This window comes from Thermococcus prieurii (genome assembly GCF_054657655.1).
On record NZ_BAAHYH010000001.1, the window covers coordinates 89801 to 107655 of the forward strand.

The 17855-nt window shown below is 56.7% G+C and carries 21 protein-coding genes; 8 read left to right on the top strand and 13 right to left on the bottom strand.

All coding sequences use genetic code 11. The annotated features are described in order from the left end of the window. Positions 1-110: 110 nt before the first annotated feature. Together ACYQ04_RS00545 and taw2 are read right to left on the bottom strand one after the other, a co-directional pair. Positions 111-1355 carry an ATP-binding protein gene (locus ACYQ04_RS00545; RefSeq protein WP_460126743.1) on the bottom strand — a complete coding sequence of 415 codons (1245 nt, stop codon included), beginning with the start codon at positions 1353-1355 and terminating at the stop codon, positions 111-113. 28 nt (positions 1356-1383) lie between these two features. Further along, on the bottom strand, positions 1384-2229 hold the full coding sequence (taw2, locus tag ACYQ04_RS00550; protein ID WP_460126745.1) for a tRNA(Phe) (4-demethylwyosine(37)-C(7)) aminocarboxypropyltransferase Taw2: 846 nt from the start codon (positions 2227-2229) through the stop codon (positions 1384-1386). 89 nt (positions 2230-2318) lie between these two features. Between taw2 and ACYQ04_RS00555 the strand changes: the two genes are divergently transcribed. From ACYQ04_RS00555 to ACYQ04_RS00565, 3 genes are all read left to right on the top strand, one after another. Then, positions 2319-2654 (top strand): hypothetical protein, encoded by a 336-nt coding sequence (locus ACYQ04_RS00555; protein ID WP_167915070.1) that lies wholly within the window; start codon positions 2319-2321, stop codon positions 2652-2654. Between the two features lie 120 nt (positions 2655-2774). Continuing rightward, entirely contained in the window at positions 2775-3440 is a 666-nt protein-coding gene (cas4, locus tag ACYQ04_RS00560; protein ID WP_460126747.1) for a CRISPR-associated protein Cas4, read from the top strand. 87 nt (positions 3441-3527) lie between these two features. Next, positions 3528-4853, top strand: coding sequence for an ATP-binding protein (locus tag ACYQ04_RS00565; RefSeq protein ID WP_460126749.1), 1326 nt, complete (start codon positions 3528-3530; stop codon positions 4851-4853). Here the strand turns inward: ACYQ04_RS00565 and ACYQ04_RS00570 are convergent. Then, entirely contained in the window at positions 4787-5662 is an 876-nt protein-coding gene (locus ACYQ04_RS00570; protein ID WP_460126751.1) for an MBL fold metallo-hydrolase, read from the bottom strand. The two genes, ACYQ04_RS00565 and ACYQ04_RS00570, sit on opposite strands and share 67 nt — an antisense overlap. A gap of 62 nt (positions 5663-5724) precedes the next feature. Continuing rightward, a complete protein-coding gene (locus tag ACYQ04_RS00575; protein ID WP_167913668.1) occupies positions 5725-5904 on the bottom strand; it encodes a hypothetical protein in 180 nt (59 codons plus the stop codon). A gap of 136 nt (positions 5905-6040) precedes the next feature. On the opposite strand from ACYQ04_RS00575, the gene ACYQ04_RS00580 reads away from it, so the two are divergent. Next, a complete protein-coding gene (locus ACYQ04_RS00580) occupies positions 6041-7342 on the top strand; it encodes a 2,3-diphosphoglycerate synthetase (protein ID WP_460126753.1) in 1302 nt (433 codons plus the stop codon). After that, positions 7339-8199 (top strand): 2-phosphoglycerate kinase, encoded by an 861-nt coding sequence (locus ACYQ04_RS00585; protein ID WP_460126755.1) that lies wholly within the window; start codon positions 7339-7341, stop codon positions 8197-8199. Before ACYQ04_RS00580 ends, ACYQ04_RS00585 begins: the two co-directional genes overlap by 4 nt. Here the strand turns inward: ACYQ04_RS00585 and ACYQ04_RS00590 are convergent. From ACYQ04_RS00590 to ACYQ04_RS00600, 3 genes are read right to left on the bottom strand one after another with little or no spacing between them, the layout of a single operon-like run. Continuing rightward, positions 8171-9685 (bottom strand): metallophosphoesterase family protein, encoded by a 1515-nt coding sequence (locus tag ACYQ04_RS00590; protein WP_460126757.1) that lies wholly within the window; start codon positions 9683-9685, stop codon positions 8171-8173. The two genes, ACYQ04_RS00585 and ACYQ04_RS00590, sit on opposite strands and share 29 nt — an antisense overlap. 6 nt (positions 9686-9691) lie before the next feature. Then, the gene (locus ACYQ04_RS00595) at positions 9692-10099 is read right to left on the bottom strand and encodes a CBS domain-containing protein (RefSeq protein ID WP_042690647.1); all 408 of its coding nucleotides are present in this window, start codon (positions 10097-10099) and stop codon (positions 9692-9694) included. A 4-nt stretch (positions 10100-10103) separates the two neighbouring features. After that, positions 10104-10898, bottom strand: a complete 795-nt coding sequence (locus ACYQ04_RS00600) for a class II glutamine amidotransferase (RefSeq protein WP_460126759.1) — start codon at positions 10896-10898, stop codon at positions 10104-10106. A 69-nt stretch (positions 10899-10967) separates the two neighbouring features. On the opposite strand from ACYQ04_RS00600, the gene ACYQ04_RS00605 reads away from it, so the two are divergent. Genes ACYQ04_RS00605 through ACYQ04_RS00615 form a run of 3 tightly spaced genes read left to right on the top strand, consistent with a single transcriptional unit; the run spans position 10968 to position 13617 of the window. Continuing rightward, complete coding sequence (locus ACYQ04_RS00605; protein WP_460126761.1) at positions 10968-11831, top strand: type I restriction endonuclease; 864 nt, start codon at positions 10968-10970, stop codon at positions 11829-11831. 49 nt (positions 11832-11880) lie between these two features. After that, positions 11881-12555: a metal-dependent hydrolase gene (locus tag ACYQ04_RS00610; protein WP_460127231.1), complete on the top strand. Its 675-nt coding sequence runs from the start codon at positions 11881-11883 to the stop codon at positions 12553-12555. A gap of 45 nt (positions 12556-12600) precedes the next feature. Continuing rightward, positions 12601-13617 (top strand): cell wall-binding repeat-containing protein, encoded by a 1017-nt coding sequence (locus ACYQ04_RS00615; protein ID WP_099212280.1) that lies wholly within the window; start codon positions 12601-12603, stop codon positions 13615-13617. A 74-nt stretch (positions 13618-13691) separates the two neighbouring features. Here the strand turns inward: ACYQ04_RS00615 and ACYQ04_RS00620 are convergent, their stop codons facing one another. The 6 genes from ACYQ04_RS00620 to speE are packed head-to-tail and all read right to left on the bottom strand — an operon-like array spanning position 13692 to position 17842. Further along, positions 13692-13835 carry a C2H2-type zinc finger protein gene (locus tag ACYQ04_RS00620; RefSeq protein WP_460127232.1) on the bottom strand — a complete coding sequence of 48 codons (144 nt, stop codon included), beginning with the start codon at positions 13833-13835 and terminating at the stop codon, positions 13692-13694. A gap of 46 nt (positions 13836-13881) precedes the next feature. After that, on the bottom strand, positions 13882-14694 hold the full coding sequence (locus ACYQ04_RS00625; RefSeq protein ID WP_460126763.1) for a hypothetical protein: 813 nt from the start codon (positions 14692-14694) through the stop codon (positions 13882-13884). Next, on the bottom strand, positions 14684-15364 hold the full coding sequence (locus ACYQ04_RS00630) for a hypothetical protein (RefSeq protein WP_460126764.1): 681 nt from the start codon (positions 15362-15364) through the stop codon (positions 14684-14686). The genes ACYQ04_RS00625 and ACYQ04_RS00630 overlap by 11 nt, the downstream gene beginning before the upstream one ends. After that, a complete protein-coding gene (locus ACYQ04_RS00635) occupies positions 15342-16073 on the bottom strand; it encodes a creatininase family protein (RefSeq protein WP_460126766.1) in 732 nt (243 codons plus the stop codon). The genes ACYQ04_RS00630 and ACYQ04_RS00635 overlap by 23 nt, the downstream gene beginning before the upstream one ends. A gap of 42 nt (positions 16074-16115) precedes the next feature. Next, entirely contained in the window at positions 16116-16991 is an 876-nt protein-coding gene (locus ACYQ04_RS00640) for a lysylphosphatidylglycerol synthase transmembrane domain-containing protein (protein WP_460126768.1), read from the bottom strand. A 5-nt stretch (positions 16992-16996) separates the two neighbouring features. Beyond that, a complete protein-coding gene (speE, locus tag ACYQ04_RS00645; protein ID WP_460127233.1) occupies positions 16997-17842 on the bottom strand; it encodes a polyamine aminopropyltransferase in 846 nt (281 codons plus the stop codon). Between the last annotated feature and the right edge of the window lie 13 nt (positions 17843-17855).

A 17855-nucleotide genomic window follows, 5' to 3' on the forward strand; every position in this document is an offset into this window, starting at 1 on the left:
AGAACTGTCGCTGGTTCGGGCCGATTGATTCCTACTTCCTGACCTATGGAATGTGCAGGAAGCACATGAAGACCGTCCACATGAACTTCGTGTGTGATGATTGGGAGCCGTTATGGGGCGAGCGCTAAAGCGTCCCTCCAGTCAAAGACCCTTGCATTCTCGGGCTCCCGTGGGAGGACGCTCCTGTCCGGGACGACGAGGATGTTAACCTCCGCTCCAGCACTCTCAAACTTGTTTTCAGCCTTTCTAATGTCCCGCTCTCTAAGTTTCTCCTTCCACTTGACCTCGGCGACCAAATAGAGCCTCCTGTTCTTCACAAGGGCAACGTCGAGCTCAAGCTCCGGCTTCTCAATCCTGACGGGCTGAAGGCCGTAGTGCTGGGCGAAGAGACGTTCAAAGAACACATCAACGTAGTGGGGTAGTTTTTCCCCCAGCACTCTTCGGACAGTTTTCTGGGGAAGACCCGTCTCGAAGAAACCGTACTTTGCGTTCAGGTAGTACGCGAAGTCCACGAGGGGCGATACGTGGCGGTAGCGGTAGACCTTCCTTTTCTTTCCGAAGACGGGGATTCTCTCAAGCAGGCCCATTCCCGCGAGGGTTTCGAGATATGGCGCAACAGCTCCCGGGGAAGCGTTCTCCATCAATCCCCGAGAAGATAGCTCCCCCGCTATTTCCCCAGTGCTTACCTTTCCCCCGGCAACGGCCTCAAGGATTGCCCAGTATCTCCGGGTAAGCTCGCGCTCCTCCTCGGTGAATATCTCGCCCACGAGGCCGGGAACATAGTCCTTGAGAACGGTACCGAGGACGTCAAAGGTTTCGACGCCGTAGGATTCCACCGTAGGAGCGAGCCACGGTTCCTGAACGAGAACGGCGAGCTCTACGAGGGGCCTGCCTTCAAAACCAATGGAGTGAACGAACTTTAGGGCGTCAGAGGGTCTAACGAGACCCACCTCCTGAGCGTGGAAGAGGCCCAGCAACGGACTGCTCTCCCCGAGGAACCTCCTGAAGTAATGCCTCGTCGAGGTTATGAGGGTCAGTTCACCCTTTCCCGACAGGCCCTGGAGAAGAGAAAAGAACGGTTCTCCAAGGCGATGAAACTCGTCAACGACTATTCTACCTGTTTGGAGAAGGAGCGGGAGAAACTTCATGAATTCGTCAAGGGTCATTCTCTCTCCGCTATCCACATCGATGAGCTCCGAGCCCCTCGTAACGATGAAATACCTCGCGTACTTACTCTTCTCGCGGACGTAGAAAGTCTTTCCCGTCTTCCTGCGCCCGTAGAGGAGCAACCACTTCGCTTTGAGGGCAACGTCGAGTTCGGGCCTTTCTATAATGGCCATTAGTATAACCACCATTATACTAATTTTGCTTATTCTTAAAAGCCTAACGCTTGAACACCCTAACGTCAACGACCACGTGCCAGACGCCGGGGGCGTAGCGCTTGATAATCAGCTCGTTGAGCTTCTCGGCCTCGTAGCCATATTCTCTAGCTATCCTCCTGAAGGTCGCAAAGGGCTCGTCGGGCATCAACCTCTCCGGCACGGTGTTGTGGTAGTGAATAATCGCCTCGTCCTTCGCTATGCTCAGGGCCTTCGGTATGAACTCAGCAGTCTTCACAACGTAGCCCATCAGAACCCTATCGGCTATGTTTTCAGCGGGAAAATCGCGGTTGTCGATATTGTAGGGCGTCATCAGGTCCTGGACGTTGTTCAGCCAGATGCTCTCGACCAGGAAGCGGAAGGTGTAGGGGTCCTTCTCAATCGCTATAACCCTCGCTCCCTTGTGAACGGCCATCGGGAGGCTCAGATGACCTATTCCCGCGAACATGTCAACGACCAGCTCGCCCGGCCTCGCCACTTCCGCCATTCTGACGCGCTCCTTGACGTTGGCCGGGGAGAACATGATTTTGGCAACGTCGAGCTTGTATTTGACGCCGTTCTCAACGTGAACGGTAACTGTATCCCCGCCGTAGAGAACCTCGTAGTCCGGCTTCCGGGTTTCGCCGTGTATGTGACCCTTCCTGAGGACGGTTTTAACGCCCAGAACTTCCGCGTAAACCTCGGCTATCCTGTGTTTGTAGGGCTCAAGCTCCGGCCGGAGGGGCAGAATCAGGACGTCGCCAATCTGGATCCAGTGCTTGGGGAGCAATCTAACCAGCTCAGGCGGAAGTTCCTTCGAGAGTATCTCCCGTATGCGGGGTTTTATGACCTGGGTTCGCTTCGCTCTCATCTTGGTCCCTTCGTCAAAAAGCGATAGGAAAGCCTTAAAAACTTAAAGGACGGATTTAGGGTGAGAACCATCGGAGGTCGATGAACGGTATGGAGGACGAGCCCCCGAATAGTGGGCTGTTTTCGAGGCTGTTTGGCCGTAAGGAGGAGGCACTTCTTGAGCAGAGGCTGAGCGAGGAGGCATATGAAGATTACCGCAGGCTTCTCATGCGGGCCAGGCCCGAGGTGGACGGCTCGAAACTGACGGTTCGCCTCGCGGACGGGGTCGTTGAGCTCGACAAAGGCGTCTTGAGGGTTAAGGCCAAGGATAAAAGGTCGGCCGAGAAGATTTTGAGGAACCTTCACCACTACGAGCAACCCCCGAGCATCTGGCCGGCCTACGGGCTCAGCTACTCGATTAAGAAAAAGAAGAGAATGATTCTCTAACGGACCAGAAGCTTTAAATTCTTCCCTTCTACCTCTCTTCGCGGATGACGACCCTTGCCCAGTCTGAACTGTGATGACGTCGGTATTAGCTGACGCAGGGGCGGGGAGGTTCGCGGGCCGATGAACCGCCCACCGGAGGGAAGAGAAGTGGGAAACAACGGAAGCGCTGAAAACGACGGGCTAATAGAGTTCTACGCGAGCGAAGCCCTGACCTGTCCGAGGCGGATATACTTCCGCCTGAAGGGCTACCCTCCAAGGTGGCCCGAGAACGTCAAGGTTAGGCTTAATCAGGGCGTTAAAACCCACGAGGTCCTCGGACAGATTCTTAGCAAACGTTTCGGCTTCGAGCTCGAGAGACATCTCGTCCTGCGCTCAAGAAAGCTTGGTTTCGAGATTCACGGGAGAATAGATGCGTTTCGCGAGTTTCCAATCGAGATTAAGGGGAAGACGAGCCTGCCGAAGGTGCCCTATGACTACCACCTTGCCCAGCTCAACGTCTACCTGCGGTGGGCCGAGGCGGAATACGGATACCTGTATTATATTAAACTCCACGACGAGCCGACGAAGATAATCGGCAAGCTCGACATGTCGAACTTTCCGGTGATAAAGGGCCCGAACTTCAGGGCCTTTGAGATTCCCTACGACAGCAAGCTCTTCAAGGAGACGCTAAGACACTTCTATTCGGTCAAAAAGGCCTACGAGAAAGGGAAACCGCCAGAGGGCTGGAGGAGCTACGCCTGCAAGTTCTGTCCCTACCGCTACCTCTGCTATCCAGGGGACGAGTGAATTTTGTGGTTGGTAATCACAAAGTTTCTTCCAATCTTTGAGGTTGGTGACCGCAAAGTTTAAGGGCACCAATGCCCAAAAAGATTCATGCGAGTCGAAGAGCTGAAGAGGATACTCGTCTCCCAGAGGGAGGAAATGCTTGAGTTCATGGGGCGTGAGAGAATAATCCCGAGGGAAGCAGAGGAAAGCGCGAAGTCACTCCTCGCTACTCCAAACGTCTTGGCAATACTGGGCGTGAGACGCTCCGGAAAATCAATCATGGCCTGGCGTTTGGCCGGCGATAATTTCCTCTACGTGAACTTCTTTGATGAGAGGCTAACGGGCTTTACAAGTGGAGACTTTGAAAGGCTCCTAAACGCTTCAAGGGAGCTCTGGGGGGAGGTTAATTTCGTTGTTCTCGACGAGGTTCAGGAAGTTGAGGGCTGGGAAAGGTTCGTTTCGAGACTGAGGCTCAACAAAAGGGTCATCGTTACTGGCTCGTCCTCTCGCCTGCTCTCCGGCGAGTTGGCGACTTATCTGACGGGGAGACACTTCTCAATTACGCTCTACCCATTCTCCTTCAGGGAGTTCCTTTCGTTCAGGGGGGTTGGACTCTCAAAAGAATGGGAGTACTCGGACAGGGAAGTCAGCAGGGTCAAACGGCTCTTAGAGGAATACCTCAACATCGGGGGCTTCCCCGAGGCCCTGAAGTTCGGCAGGATATACTTGAACCAGATATACCGGGACGTGGTTGAAAAGGATGTTGTTCTGAGGCACGGGGTAAGGCACAGAAGCGCGTTGAGGGAGCTCGCCCTGTACCTGCTCTCCAACTGCTCCTCCGAGTTCACATACTCCAAGCTCGGCTCCATAGTTGGCCTCAAGGACGTCCACACCGTCCGGGACTACGTCTCCTACCTTGAGGACGCTTATCTGATATTCCAGCTCAGGCGGTTTTCGTTCAAGCCGAAGGGACAGCTCTTGGCCCCGAGAAAGGTCTACCCAGTTGATACTGGACTCGCAACGGCGATGTCGCTCAAGAGCCATCCATCACGTGGCAAGTTGATTGAGCTTGCGGTGTTTTTGGAGCTCAAACGCCAGCTCAGCTATTCGCTGATGCCGGGGAAGCTCTTTTACTGGAGGGATGAAAAAGGGGAAGTGGACTTCATCTTGCGGACGGACGAAATGCTCCCCATCCAAGTGACGTTCTCTTTGGAAGGGACTTCCGACAGGGAGCTCAGCAACCTCGTTCGAGTCTCAAAAGCGCTGAGGGTTAAGAGGGGCCTTGTTGTCACGTGGGAGGACGAAGAAAAGCTGGTAAAGGACGGGGTTACGGTCGAGGTTGTACCCCTGTGGAAGTTTTTAACGGCTCATTCCCTCCTCACAACCCACCTGAGCCCGTTATCAACCACCGCTTCAATGAGCCCGCGGTTGTAGAGCTCCGATATAAGGGCCCGAAGGGGCACGAGGTTCAGGGCGAGCTTTTGAGGGGTAACCTCAACGCGGTAGTGGTTCATTATCCCGAGCGCGAGCTCTTCAACGGTCATCGGCTTCCGGAGGAACTCAAGGGCGAGCTTTTCAACCTCATCCAGGCGGTTGAGGTTGAATTCGAGCGTTTCAACGGCTTCGTCGCCCTTCACGGGCCTTCCGTGCGAGGGAATGAGTAGGTAGCCCCTCTCGGCGAAGTCCCTGAGAGTTGTGAGGGACTCCCTGAAAAGGGCCCAGTCCACGAGGTATGGAACGCCAACCGCGCCTATGAGCTTTTCGCCGAAGAACGCATCACCGGCGTAGAGGAGATTGTTTTCTTCATCGAGGAACCCAGTCATTCCAGGAGAGTGGCCGTTCAGCTTTAAGGCCTTCAGTCCGAAAAGCTCATCGCCCCACTCGAAGACCGCTTGAGCCTTCACCTCGCCGGCAGAGTACGCCAGAAAACCCCGTGGAGCTCTCGAACCGAAGGTCAGGATTTCCCTGTTGAGGGGGCTCTCTGCTATGGAGAACTCGAATCGGTGAACGAAAAGAGGGGCGTCAAGCTTCGGAGAAACGGCCACGTGGTCAGCGTGTCCGTGCGTCGCGAGCTGGGCTTTGAGGGGAAAGCCGAGCTTCCGCAATTCTCGCCTGAGGTCCTTGTGCCTCCCGCTCCCGTGGCCGGGGTCAACGAGAACGGCCCCACCATCGACGACCCGAAGGAGCGTGGAGGGACTTCCGGGGTAAAGGTAAGCAGAATCGCCGAGCTTTCTCAACGCCATGAAACCACCGGAGAAGTTAGGAACCAATCAATAAAAGGCTTTGGAAGGAAAGAAAAGGGGCATCAAACGTGCCTGGCGTAGAGGGTCTTCCTTCCCTCGGCCTTGGCCCTCTTGACGGCCTTTTCGACGAGGGCCTTGAGCTCCTCCTCAAGGGCGTCGTAGAACTCCGGGCTGACCCTCATCTCGGGGTCGATGTTCTTAACGAGCTCCTTAACCTTGGACTTAACAATCAACTCGGCCATTTTACACACCTCCTTATCTGGCCTTTGAGGCCGTCCTTAGTTCATCGTTCCCCTTTATAACTTTTCTCCTCAGAGAGTGCTTGGAAAAACGGAAAAGGTTAAATTAACCCGAGGTAATCGAGTATGAGGTGAGGGAATGAGGAGGCTCGCCCTAATCGACGGCGAGCACTACCCGCCCGTGACGAGGTGGGCAATTGAAAAACTCGGCGACGTGTGCTGTGCGGTCTTCCTCGGGGGTGGTGAGAAGATAGGCTCGCCCGAGAAGCTTGCGGAAGAACTCGGGGTAAGGCTTTACGTTGACGAGGACCCTTTGAAAGCTCTTGAACTTGCACTTTCGGAGAACGATGTTGACGAGGTCGTTGACCTGAGTGATGAGCCCGTTGTCGATTACAGCGCGAGGTTCCGGATAGCGTCAATCTGCCTGCGCAATGGAGTTACATACAGGGGAGCCGACTTCGAGTTCAGGCCCGGGGAGCTGATAAAGTCGTCAAAGCCGACCATAAGCGTCCTCGGCCTCGGAAAACGCGTCGGGAAGACGGCAGTAGGGAGCTTCGTCGCGAGGGTTCTGAAGGAGAGGTACCGCCCCGTCGTTGTCACGATGGGCAGGGGCGGGCCGGAGAGACCGGAGCTCATAGACGGCGAGAGGGAAGAGCTGACGCCAGAGAACCTCCTAAAACTCGCGGAGATGGGCAAGCACGCCGCTTCGGACCACTACGAAGATGCCCTCGTCGCTGGAGTGACGACCATCGGGTGCCGGCGCTGTGGGGGAGGAATGGCGGGCTTTCCGTTCTTCCACGTCGTCCACGAGGGGATAAGGCTCGCCGAGGGACTTCCTCACGATATCATCATAGCCGAGGGAAGCGGGGCAACGATTCCGCCGGTTCTGGCGGACGGCTACATCACCGTCCTCAGCGCCCTCCAGCCAAGGGAAACCGTTGAGGGTTTCTTCGGACCCTTCAGGATTGGTCTGGCTGACATAACGGTAATCACCATGGCGGACGTTGAGCCCCGGAAGGCCAAGGAGTTCCAGGACTTCGTGAGGAAGGTTAATCCCAACGCTGACGTCCACTTGGTCCGGTTCACGCCGAAACCGCTCGGCGAGGTCTCGGGGAAGAGGGTTGCACTCTTCATGACTTCCGAGAGAGCAATTAAGAGGGCCGTTGGAGATATCGAGGGACTCGGTGCCGAGGTTGTTTTCACCAGCGGAAACCTCTCGAAGAGGCCCTCACTTGAGGGTGACCTCGTGGAACTCGGGAGAAAAGCGGGGGTTGATGCAGTCCTCGTTGAGCTGAAAGCCGCGGCGGTTGACGTCGTGACGAGGTGGGCCCTTGAGAGGGGCATCGAGGTAATCTACCTCGCCAACGAGCCGGTCAACGTGGACGGCAAGGACTTAAGGAAGGCAGTTCTGGAGCTCGCCAGGAGGGTGGTGGGGAGATGATAATCGTCACGGACCCCGAGAGGAGGGTGCAGTTGCCGTTTTCGCGCGGAATCCTAACTCGTTCTATAACCCTGGCCGGGGTGGATGTGGGTATAGCTTACATAATCGCGAGCGAGGTTCAGAGGGAGCTCGTGGAGAAGAGGAAGCGCGTTGTAAGCACTGACGAGATAAGGGAGCTCACCTACCGGAAGCTCATCGAGCACGGGCTCAAGAAGGAAGCAGAGCGCTACCTCTTCTGGCGCGAATTCAGGAGGAAAAAGATTCCGCTCGTCGTCCTCCTCGGGGGCGTTACCGGCGTCGGAAAGTCCACGATAGCGACGGAATTGGCCTTCAGGCTCTCGATAAGGACTATAATCGGCACCGACACCGTTCGAGAGGTCATGAGGAAAATAATAGCGAGGGAGCTTCTGCCCGATTTGCACGCCTCATCGTTTTTAGCGTGGCGCGAGCTCAAGGGGGCGAGCAGTCTGATTGAGGGCTTCGAGAGCCAGGTCAGGCACGTTTCCGTTGGCGTCAGGGCCGTCCTCGACAGGGTTCAGCGTGAGGGAATGAACGCGATAATCGAGGGGATACACCTAATTCCTGGCTTCATCGAGACCAACGAGAACGCCTTCATGTACATCCTGACGGTGAGCGACAGGAAGGCTTTGGAGGCCCACTTCTACGAGCGCTCGCGCTACAGCAAGAGGCCGGCCGAGTACTACCTCGAACACCTCGACGAGATTCTCTGGCTTCAGGAGTACATAGTCAGAAAAGCCAGGGAGCACGGAGTAAAGGTCATAGAGAACGTCGAGCTTGAAAAGACCGTGAACGAAATAATGGAGGACCTCATGGAGCGCCTCCGCGAGAGCCTTTGAGCTTCCACACTCCGAGGAGCCTCCTGCTCCCCCACGTGGCCTGGACCTCGAAGGCTATCACCATGCACGGGTAGACGTCTATCACGTTGAAGCTGTTTCCAAAGGGGTTCCTGTGGAGCTCCCAGCTGACCGAGCCGGCGTTTATGACGATTGTGTTTTCTACGCGAACTGCAAAGGCGTTGCCCCCGTGCCCGGTCAGAACGAGTTCAACGCCCCTCTCTGTCAGGAGCTTCAGCACGTCGCCCGCGTCCTCAAGGAACCCGCGCTCCCTGCTCCTTGGTATCGGAACGACGTTGTGGTGCATGAAGACAACGCGGAAGTTCTCGGCGTTGTCCAGTTCCTCCGCCAGCTTCCTCTGGCCGAACCTCCCCACGACGCCTATCTCGGTCTCGTACTGCGGTGTTGAGACCGGAATGAACGTGAATCCGTCGAAGGAGAGCGGTTCAGGTTCTCCGAAGTACTCGGGGAAGAGTTCGTAGCCGAGGTATGTCATGTCGCTGTGGCCCGGGACGACGAGCTTTGGCCTCTCAATCCTATCCCAAAGCTCCCTGGCCCGCTGGAAGTTCCGCTCGATGCCCATGTCGACGACGTCGCCGTTGTGGACGACGATATCTGGCCTGAGACGGTTGTTTATCAGGTTCACAACGTTCTCGAGTACCTTCCTCCTGAAGTAAACCCTGTCCGAGACCTTGCTCTCGCTGAGCTGGACTATCCTGAGGAGCCTTCTTCCCCTGGGAACGAAGAGCTTTGGCTTAACTGGCCTGTGCTCCGCTTTAACCTCCTCGCCGGTGACGCGCCGTATCGTGACTTCCACTTTGCCATCGTCGTGTATCGTAACGATGTTGTAGCTGTTGACGTCGCCACGCCTCGTCTTCCGGCAGGAGGTACAGCCGGCATTGTCAACAACCAGGTCCTCGACGCGGTAGACGTTGGGAACGTGCTTGTGACCGCAGAGGTAGAGCGTGACGTCGTTCCTGAGAAGCAAATCGAGAACGTCGCCAGCGTTGAATAGGACGTTTCTCTCGCGTCCGGTGTTCGGGAGCGGGACGAGGTGGTGGTGCGCGGCCACTATCTTGATTCTCCTGTCGGAGTACTCCTCAAGCTTCTTTTTCATCCAGCGGAACTTGTGCTTCCCGATTCTGCCGTCGCTTAAATCCGGAATCGTCGAGTCCACCCAGATTAGGACGCCGTCCTTAAACTCGTAGACGCCGTTGAGCGGGCCGATGAATTCTTCGAAGAGGTCGTAGCCGACGTTCCTGACGTCGTGGTTGCCCGGAACGACGACGAGGGGCTTCTGAATCTTCTTGAGCTCGTATTCGGCCCTCTCGTACTCCTCGCGGAGGCCGTTGTTGGTGACGTCTCCTGTGTGGACGACGAAGTCAAAGTTCAGCCTGTTCACCTCGTTGGCTATCAGGTCGTAGGCATAGCCCTTGTAGGCGCTCTCACCGGTGATATGGGTGTCGCTTATGTGAGCAATCCTTATCATGGCACATCACTCCGCCGCTATGGCGGTTTCAAGCTTTCTCCTGCTCGCACTCAGCAAATCGCTGAGGCTGAATATCCCGACGATTTTCCGGTTCTCGCTCACGAGCATGTGCTTTATGCCCTTCTTGGCCATTATGTCGAGAACCTCGCGAAGCGGGGTGTTGGCGTCCACCGTAACGAGCTCCCGCGTCATTATCTCCCGAACCGGTGTCGTGTTGGGCTTGCCCGGAATCACGACTCGCCTTATGACGTCGGTTTTCGTGAAGAAGCCGACGACCTCGTTGTTCTCCACAACGACGAGCGAGCCTATGTCGAACTCCATCATGACCTCGCAGGCCCGCTTTACCGTATCTTCCGGCGAAACGCCGATGAGTTTCCGCGTCATGTAAACCCTAATCGGGGCGTTCTCGTCCATACCATCACCCCAGGGGAAAGCGTTCGATTCCATCGGGCGTTATTAAAAGCGCGGTACCATTGGGGATGCTTCTCCAGCGGGCATCGTGGTAGAGCTCAAGGGTCGAGCTCGCAACCGCGAAAACGTCGCCGTCGAGCTCAATCAGCCTCGCGTAGTCCCTGTGGAGGTCGTTCTTCCAGTACTCGTCGGTCATGTATGCCGTCACGAGAGCCCTCCAGCCCCCGTCGGAAAGGAGGAAGAGCGTGGCCGTGTTGAAGGTTGTCTTCGCCAGCGACGTCCCGAGTGAGTAGTGCTTCAGGAGTTCTTCATTTTCAGGCCTCTGAAGGGCCCTGCACAGGTAGGCCGAAAAGGCGTAGCTGTCCGATGCCTCCCTCAGGTCTTCTCCCTCGAACCCCGCCAGCTCGATAATCTTTTCCTTGTCGAGGTCGCCGTTGTGGAGGAACCAGAAGGAAAAACCGCGCCTCGTGGAGAATGCAAAGGGCTGGACGTTGAAGAGCCCGAGCGAGCCCTGGGAAGACGCTCTCGCGTGGGCAAGGAGAACCGCATTATCGCTTCCCCGGAGGAGCTCAACAAGCCTTGAAAATCCCTTCCCATCCTCAAAGACTGCCCTTGCCGAGCGGTAGTGATGAACGCTTCCATCGCTCAGGAGGACGTAGCCCCATCCGTCGCGGTGCTGGTTCTTACCGCTTCTCCTCGCGCGGTAGGGGTCTTTCTCGGCAGACTTCATGAACGCTCTAGCGAGGGGCTCAATCCCCTCCCCCGGCCCCATGGCAAAGAGTATCCTGCACACGGTTTCCACCTTAGATATCTAAGCTCTCAAACCCCAAAAGCTTTTAGGTGGCCTTACCAACGGGGAAAAGGTGAGGGGATGGAGCGCGCGGTTCTCAACGTTATGTCGCGGATTGGTCTACACAGGAAGCTCTACGAGAGGAACGAGGAAGCGGTAAAGCAACACCTGATAGGCGAGATAATGACGGCCCTCGGCTGGGACTGGAACAACCCGGAGGAGGTCAGGCCCGAGGAGAGGACCGAGGACGGGAGGGCCGACTACGCGCTCCTCCTCAACGGCGAGATTGTGGCTTTCCTTGAGGCGAAGAACCTTTCGGTGAACGTAATAAAGCGCGACGAACCGCTCCGCCAGCTCGCCCGCTACTGCTTCAGCAGGGGCGTCCGCTACGGAATCCTCACTAACGGCGCCAAGTGGGTGGTTGCCAAGGCCTTCGCAGAGGGAACTTCCCTCAGGGACAGGGTTCTCTTCACCGTTGATTTGGAGGAGGAACCCCTTGAACGGGTGCTCGTAAAGCTCTCCCTGCTCTCCAAGGACAGGATAGGAAAATTGGAGCGCCTTGCCACGCTTCTCAACGCCTTTGAGATAGCCTACAAGAGCCTGCTCAACGAGGGGTTTGGGGAGGAAGTCCTCCTCAATTACCTCCGCGCGAGGGGCAAACCCTCCATAGTGCCCGTGGACAAGCTGTCGGGCGTTGAGGTTCCGAAGGCAGTCTACGTTCACGAAAACGGCTGGAGACCCCTACCCCTCGGCGACAGGAGCCTTAAAGGGGCCCTCCTGGCGGTTCTCGACTACCTTGAGGGAAGGTCAAGCGGGGAAAAGCGGGAAGAGGTTAGAAAAGCTAAAAAACTGCTCTCCAGGATGGAGCTTCCGCCCGAGAAGGTCGTTCTCCTCCTCCGCGAGATAGAGAAGGACGAGGGAATAAAGATTGGGGTGGAGGTTTAGTCGAAACATTTAAGTGTGCTTTGGTTATTTTATCTTCGAGGTGATGGTCATGGTGAAGGTGAAGTTCCTTGGACACGCGGCTTTTCTGATTGAAGGGAGCAAGAAAATCCTGATAGACCCGTTCCTCAGTGACAACCCGCAGGCTGCGGTGAAGCCGGAGGAGGTTGAAGCCGACCTAATACTCGTTACCCACGCCCACGGTGACCACGTTGGAGACGCGGTCGAGATAGCCAAGAGGACCGGTGCAAAGATAGTTGCGATGTTCGACGTTGCGAACTACATCGCCCAGAAGGCTGAGGGGGTTGAGGTCATCGGCATGAACTACGGGCCCACCGAGGTTGACGGCGTCGGAATCGTCCAGGTTCCGGCCTGGCACTCTAGTAGTGACGGCGTTCACAGCATCGGCAACCCCTGCGGTTATATAGTCAAGCTCGATGGAAAGACGATTTACCACGCCGGTGACACCTTCGTGTTCCTCGACATGGGCCTGTTCGGCGAGCTCTACGGCCCGATTGACGTTGCCCTGCTCCCGATAGGCGGACACTTCACGATGGGTCCGAGGGAAGCGGCGAAGGCCGTCGAGTTGCTCAAGCCGAAGAAGGTCGTCCCGATGCACTACAACACCTGGCCCCCGATTTCAGCCGACCCGGAGGAGTTCAAGAGGCTCGTCGGGGACAAGGCGGAGGTAGTTATCCTCAAGCCCGGCGAGGAGCTTGAGCTTTGAAAAACCTTTTAAGAGCCTCCCTTTATCTCCTTTTCAGGTGGTGAAATGGGAAGGTACGTTCGGGTTTTCGCGGTAATCGTGCTGGTTTTTGTGTTTCTCCTCCCGCTCACCCGTCCAGTTCTCGCTCAGTCCACGGGCGAAACCCCACCGTATGACCTTATAATCGTCCGAAACGATAACTTGATAGATTACATAGTTGCGCTTCCATATTCAAAGCTGCTCGGAGTCCCAATACTCCCCGTGAACCCCCAAAAGCTTGATTCAACGACCCTTGCCCAGCTCCAGAGCTATGAACAGTTCGGCTGGTACAAGGTACTCGTCATAGGTGACTACAAGGCCATAAGTCAAACCGTTCAAGAGCAGCTCATCAACCTGGGGTTCCAAGTCACGAGAATAGGCGGCGCCACGAGGGTTGACACGGCCGTTAAGCTCGCGGAGGAGTTCTACCCAAACGGCGCTAAGACTGTAATCCTCGCGAGTGCAAGCGACTACGGCTCTGCTCTCGCCGCGGCCAGATGGGCGATGAACTACAACAACCCTCTCCTCCTCACCAACCCGGACAACCTTTCCCAGTCCGTCATCACGGCCCTTAAGCAGCTCCACCCCAACCTCGTGGTCCTCATCGGCGCGGGCATGTCAAAGAACGTCGAAACCGAGCTACAGCACCTCGGGTACCAAACCTACTGGGTCAAGGAGAACCTGAAGATAACGATTACTCCGACGACACCGCCCGCGAGAACCAACTGGACCCTCGTCATCGGTGCGGTGATACTTACCCTTGCGGTCGCGATTCCGGCTTCCCTCTACTACGCCAAGAAGAAGTGGTCCGCCAACAAGGTTCCAATCGAGGTTTTAACCGAGAAGGAGCGCATAGTCGTCAAGGCAATCCTTGACAAGGGCGGAACGGTAAAGCAGGAGGAACTGCCGGAACTGACAGGTTATTCAAGGCCGACGATAAGCAGAATCATCCAGGAGCTCGAGAAGAAACAGCTCGTCGAGAGGGAGAAGGTCGGAAAAACTTTCATAGTCCGCCTCACGAAGGAAATCGTCATGCGCGAGTAGCGGTCGGCCAAGCCCTCCGCTCATCACTTTTCAGGGTCCTGGCTGTTTCTTCATCCCGCAAGAAAAGAAGGAAATCACCTGCGGAAGAGATGGCCGTGAGCCCTGTTCACGTGCCTCGTGAAGGCCTTCGCGTCGCGGAAGACCATTCCGCACCTCGGACAGCGGAAGAGTATCTCCCCGTCCCTGTCCTTAATCTTGATGGCCTTCAACACCGCCATCTCCTCCACCCCCGAGCGGAGTTTTGGTTCGGGCTTTTAAACTTTGCTAAATCCATATCCTGTTGCCCTTGACCTTGAGGTAGCCGAGCGTTTGAAGAACCTTCAGGAAGTCCTCTATCGCGTCCTCGTCGTAGTAGATGTTTATCCTCTCGTTCTTGCCCTCGACGGTTATCGGTTCGAGCTCCATAATCGCCTCGATGAGCTCGTTCTTCCTCCTGTACTTCTCGGCCAGCTCAAGGATTCTCTCCGCCAAAACGGAGCGGGCTATTCCGTCGAACATCGCCTCGACGTAGCTCTCCTCGGTCGCGTAGTCCTCCGCTATATCAAGGGCAGTCTCTATCAGCTCCCTCTCGACCTCCAAAACCTCAACGTAGTAGCGCTTCTCAAGGGTGTATTCGGTTACGAGCGTTGCCCTTAACCTTTCCTCAAGCTCCTCAAGCTCGTCGCCGATTTCCTCAATCGGGAAGCGTAGCTCAAGGCTCAGCGCATCGAGGGGAACTCTTTCCCTCAGCAGGAAGCCCCCGTCGGTTTCCTCTATCGCCCCGGATTCAATAAGCGCGCTCACAACCGAGAGCTTTGGCAGGTCGGGCTCTTCGAAGAGGGTTCCGAGCTCCTTAACCTCGCCGGGCTCCCAGTTTTCGAGAAGTTCGTCGTAGGCCAGCTTGACGGCCTCAAGCTCCTCACCTATGGCCGGAACATCTGAGGCCACCTCGACGAGCTCGGCGTAGGTTCCCCGGATTACAACGTAGTGCTCAATCTCGGCCCTGGTTTCTTCCTTCGTCCTGTTCATTATTCCCGCCCTGCTGAGCTCGCGCGAAAGGGCGTTCATATCGTCCTTGGTGAGAACTTCAAACCTCATGGTCTTCCCCCTCTATCGAGCGCCCTTCACCGTTATAACCTTTCGGCTCGAGCAGGGACTGGAGGAGGGCCTTTACGGGCTTGTTGTGAACCCTTTCCACGGTTTCCGCAACCTCGTCTTCAAGGCCGTCCCTGAAGTTCGCGTAGAGGAGCAGGGCGTAGGCGATGACCTTCGGGTCGCCCTCACCGAGCCTCTCGATTGCGCTCGCGAGCGGGGGGTTCCTCAGGAGCTCATCCGCGAGGGTCCCGAGGGCCTTCCTGTCGTCCCTCTCCACGGCCCTTCTCAGGGGCTCGTAGAAGGCCCTGAGAACGAGTCTTGCCATCCTTTCCCTCTCAAGCAGGTTCTTTCCCGGTTCTTCCTTCCTCTCCCGGGTCAGGAGGTAGTAGGCGAGGGGCACGCTGAAGGCGACAATCATCAGCGCGTAGAGCCCTGTGGGTATCTTAACACCTGAGGGCGCCCTCCTTGAGATGACCACGAGGAGGACGAGGCCTATTGCGAACCAGAGGAGCATTCCCGCGAGGTAATATGGGGAGTAGTCCTTCACCTCCGGCCCCTTTGCCCTGGCCCCGAGCTCCTCAATTCTCCTTAATCCCGCCTCCGCTATCTCAATCTCTGCCTGAAGGCGCTTTATCCTCCTGTCAATCTCCTCAAGAACCCTTTCCCTCTTCATCCGCTTCCACCAGGAGTTCGGCTATCCTCTCGCTGACCCTTTCGAGTATCGCCTCGCCCTTCTCAGCGCTCGCCTTCCTCGGGTCGTCGTTCACCCCGTCCGGGAAGAGCTCGAAGCCGATGTCCCTCCGTATGACCCGGACTTTCCTCGTTCTCCTCTCTCCTCTGGCCTCTTCCATCTTCACGAGTTCTGGCCTTATCGCGAGGATTACCGACGTCTCGTCCTCGCCTGCGTGCCCCTGGCTCGAGCAGACCCCGAGGATTTCCTCCCTGAAGTCGAGCCACCAGTTTATCAGCCATATCTCTACGTCGGACTCCTCCGCAACTTCCTCCGATGCCAGAACCAGCGGGGAGTGGTTTCCGCCGTGCCCGTTGAGGAGAACGAGCCTTCTGAAGCCCTCCCTCGCGAACTCGCGCAGGATTTCGGCCACGTAGGCCTTCAGCGCGTCGGCTGAGACGTTTATCGTCCCGGGGTAGACGTTGAGAACGAACGTGTGCCCATACCACACCGGAGGGGCCACGAGGACGTCAACGCCTTTCTCCTTCAGCTTCTCATCAACGCGATTCGCTATCTCCACCGGCGCGAAGACATCAGTGCCGAGGGGCAGGTGCCTCCCGTGGGCCTCGACGCTTCCGACGGGGATTATAACGGCCTTCACGTTCTTTCTGACCCTCTCAAACTCGGGCCACGTGAGTTCCTCGAGCCTCATGGTACCACCGGTTTAAGCTCGAGGTCATGGTTAATTAGGTTTTCACTCCAGCTCCTTTGAAACGACCCGGTAGAAAGCGACCGCGCCGATGATTGCGTAGGCGTACTGTGTTATGAACTTGTAGAGGAAGGCCGTTACGATTCCATCTGGATTGTCGCCTATCGCCATCGTGACGCCGAGTTCGTTGGCACCCACACCGCCGGGGGTCCCAAGGATTCCGCCCAGGAAGTTCGAGTAGAGTATCGCCTCAACTGCCTTTAGGTACGGGAACGTCAGTCCCATTGCCCGTCCGACGAGATAAAGGGTGGCCGCGTTGTTGAGAGAAAGAGCCATCCCTGCTCCGATGGCCAACAGCACCGTCCGTGTGTCGCCCCTTGCCCGGTGCCAGCCCGAAAACATCTTGTCCAATGTTTCCCCAGCCCGGAGGAGCTTGAATACCGGGGCGAGCGTGTAGTACGTCACGGCGTCAAAGACCATAGCCACCATGAGCGCAACGGCCAGAACGAGGGCCACGGGGTTCCTCCCGATGAGGGCAACCAGGAGCAGACCAGACAGGAACTCGGTTGCTATCGCAAGCAGGCCGACGCCCATCGTGTACCAGTAATCGGTGCCCAGGAGCTTGACCTTCACGAGAACTCCAACCGCGTTGTTGAGTGAGAAGCCAAGGTACGTTCCTGAGAGCGTCGCGAGCAGGGTTCTTCTGAACGAAACCCCCGAGGCGTGGTGGACGTAGACGTACCAGAGGAGCGTGTAGAGGATGTAACCGGTTAGACCCATGAGAACCGCCAGGAGAAAGTATGGGGAGAGAAGGGTTGAGAGGCTAAGGCTAACCCTGGAGGCTTCGGCCTGGACCTTGTGGAGCAGGTAGGCGGTTATAACGACTGTGAGCAACAGCGTTGCCAGTTTTTTCCAGTTCACACCCTTCACTCCTTCTCAAGGAGTTCCCTGACGTAGCGTGGCATCTGGAATAGCGTCTCGTGCCTCTCGGGGTCGTAGTAGTAGAGCTTCTCCGGGGCCCTGCTCACGTCCACCTTCCTGAAGTCCACGTCTCCCTTAACCCCCACGAGGAAGCTCCAGGGGGACGCGTAGCCTATCACCGGGAAGCTGAAGTAATAGACCCTGTCGAAGACCTTCTTCATCGCTTTGTAAGCGTCTATGAGCTCGTTGGTGAAGAGGTAGACGCTCCCTGCCTGGGTGATGTAGAGGCCCTTCTCGTTGAGCCTCTCGTAGGCCGAGCGGTAAAACTCCTCGCTGAACAGGAGCTTCGCCGGGCCGACGGGGTCGGTTGAGTCCACGATTATGACGTCGAAGCTCTCCTCAGTTTCCTTCAGATACTCCACGCCGTCACCGATTATCAGCTCGGCCCTCGGGTCGTCGAAGGCGCCCCTGTCTATGCCGAGGTAAATCCTCGAGACCTCGACGACCATCTCGTCAATCTCGACCATCGTGGCCTTCTCAACGCTCTCGTGCCTGAGCACTTCCCTCAGCGTCCCACCGTCGCCGCCGCCTATGATGAGCACCCTCCTCGGATTCGGGTGCGCGAGCATGACCGGGTGAACGAGAACCTCGTGGTAGCTCTCCTCGCCTATCTCAACGAGCTGAACAGTCCCGTCGAGAACGAGCAGTTTGCCGAATCCCTCCGTCTGGTAGAGCTCCAGCCGCTGGTATTTCGTCTGCGTCTCGAAGAGTCTCTCCTTAACCTTGAAACCGACGCCGTAGCCCCTCGGATACCACTCGATAAAGGCCCTCTCCTCCTCGCTGTAGCCCATGAACCTCACCTGA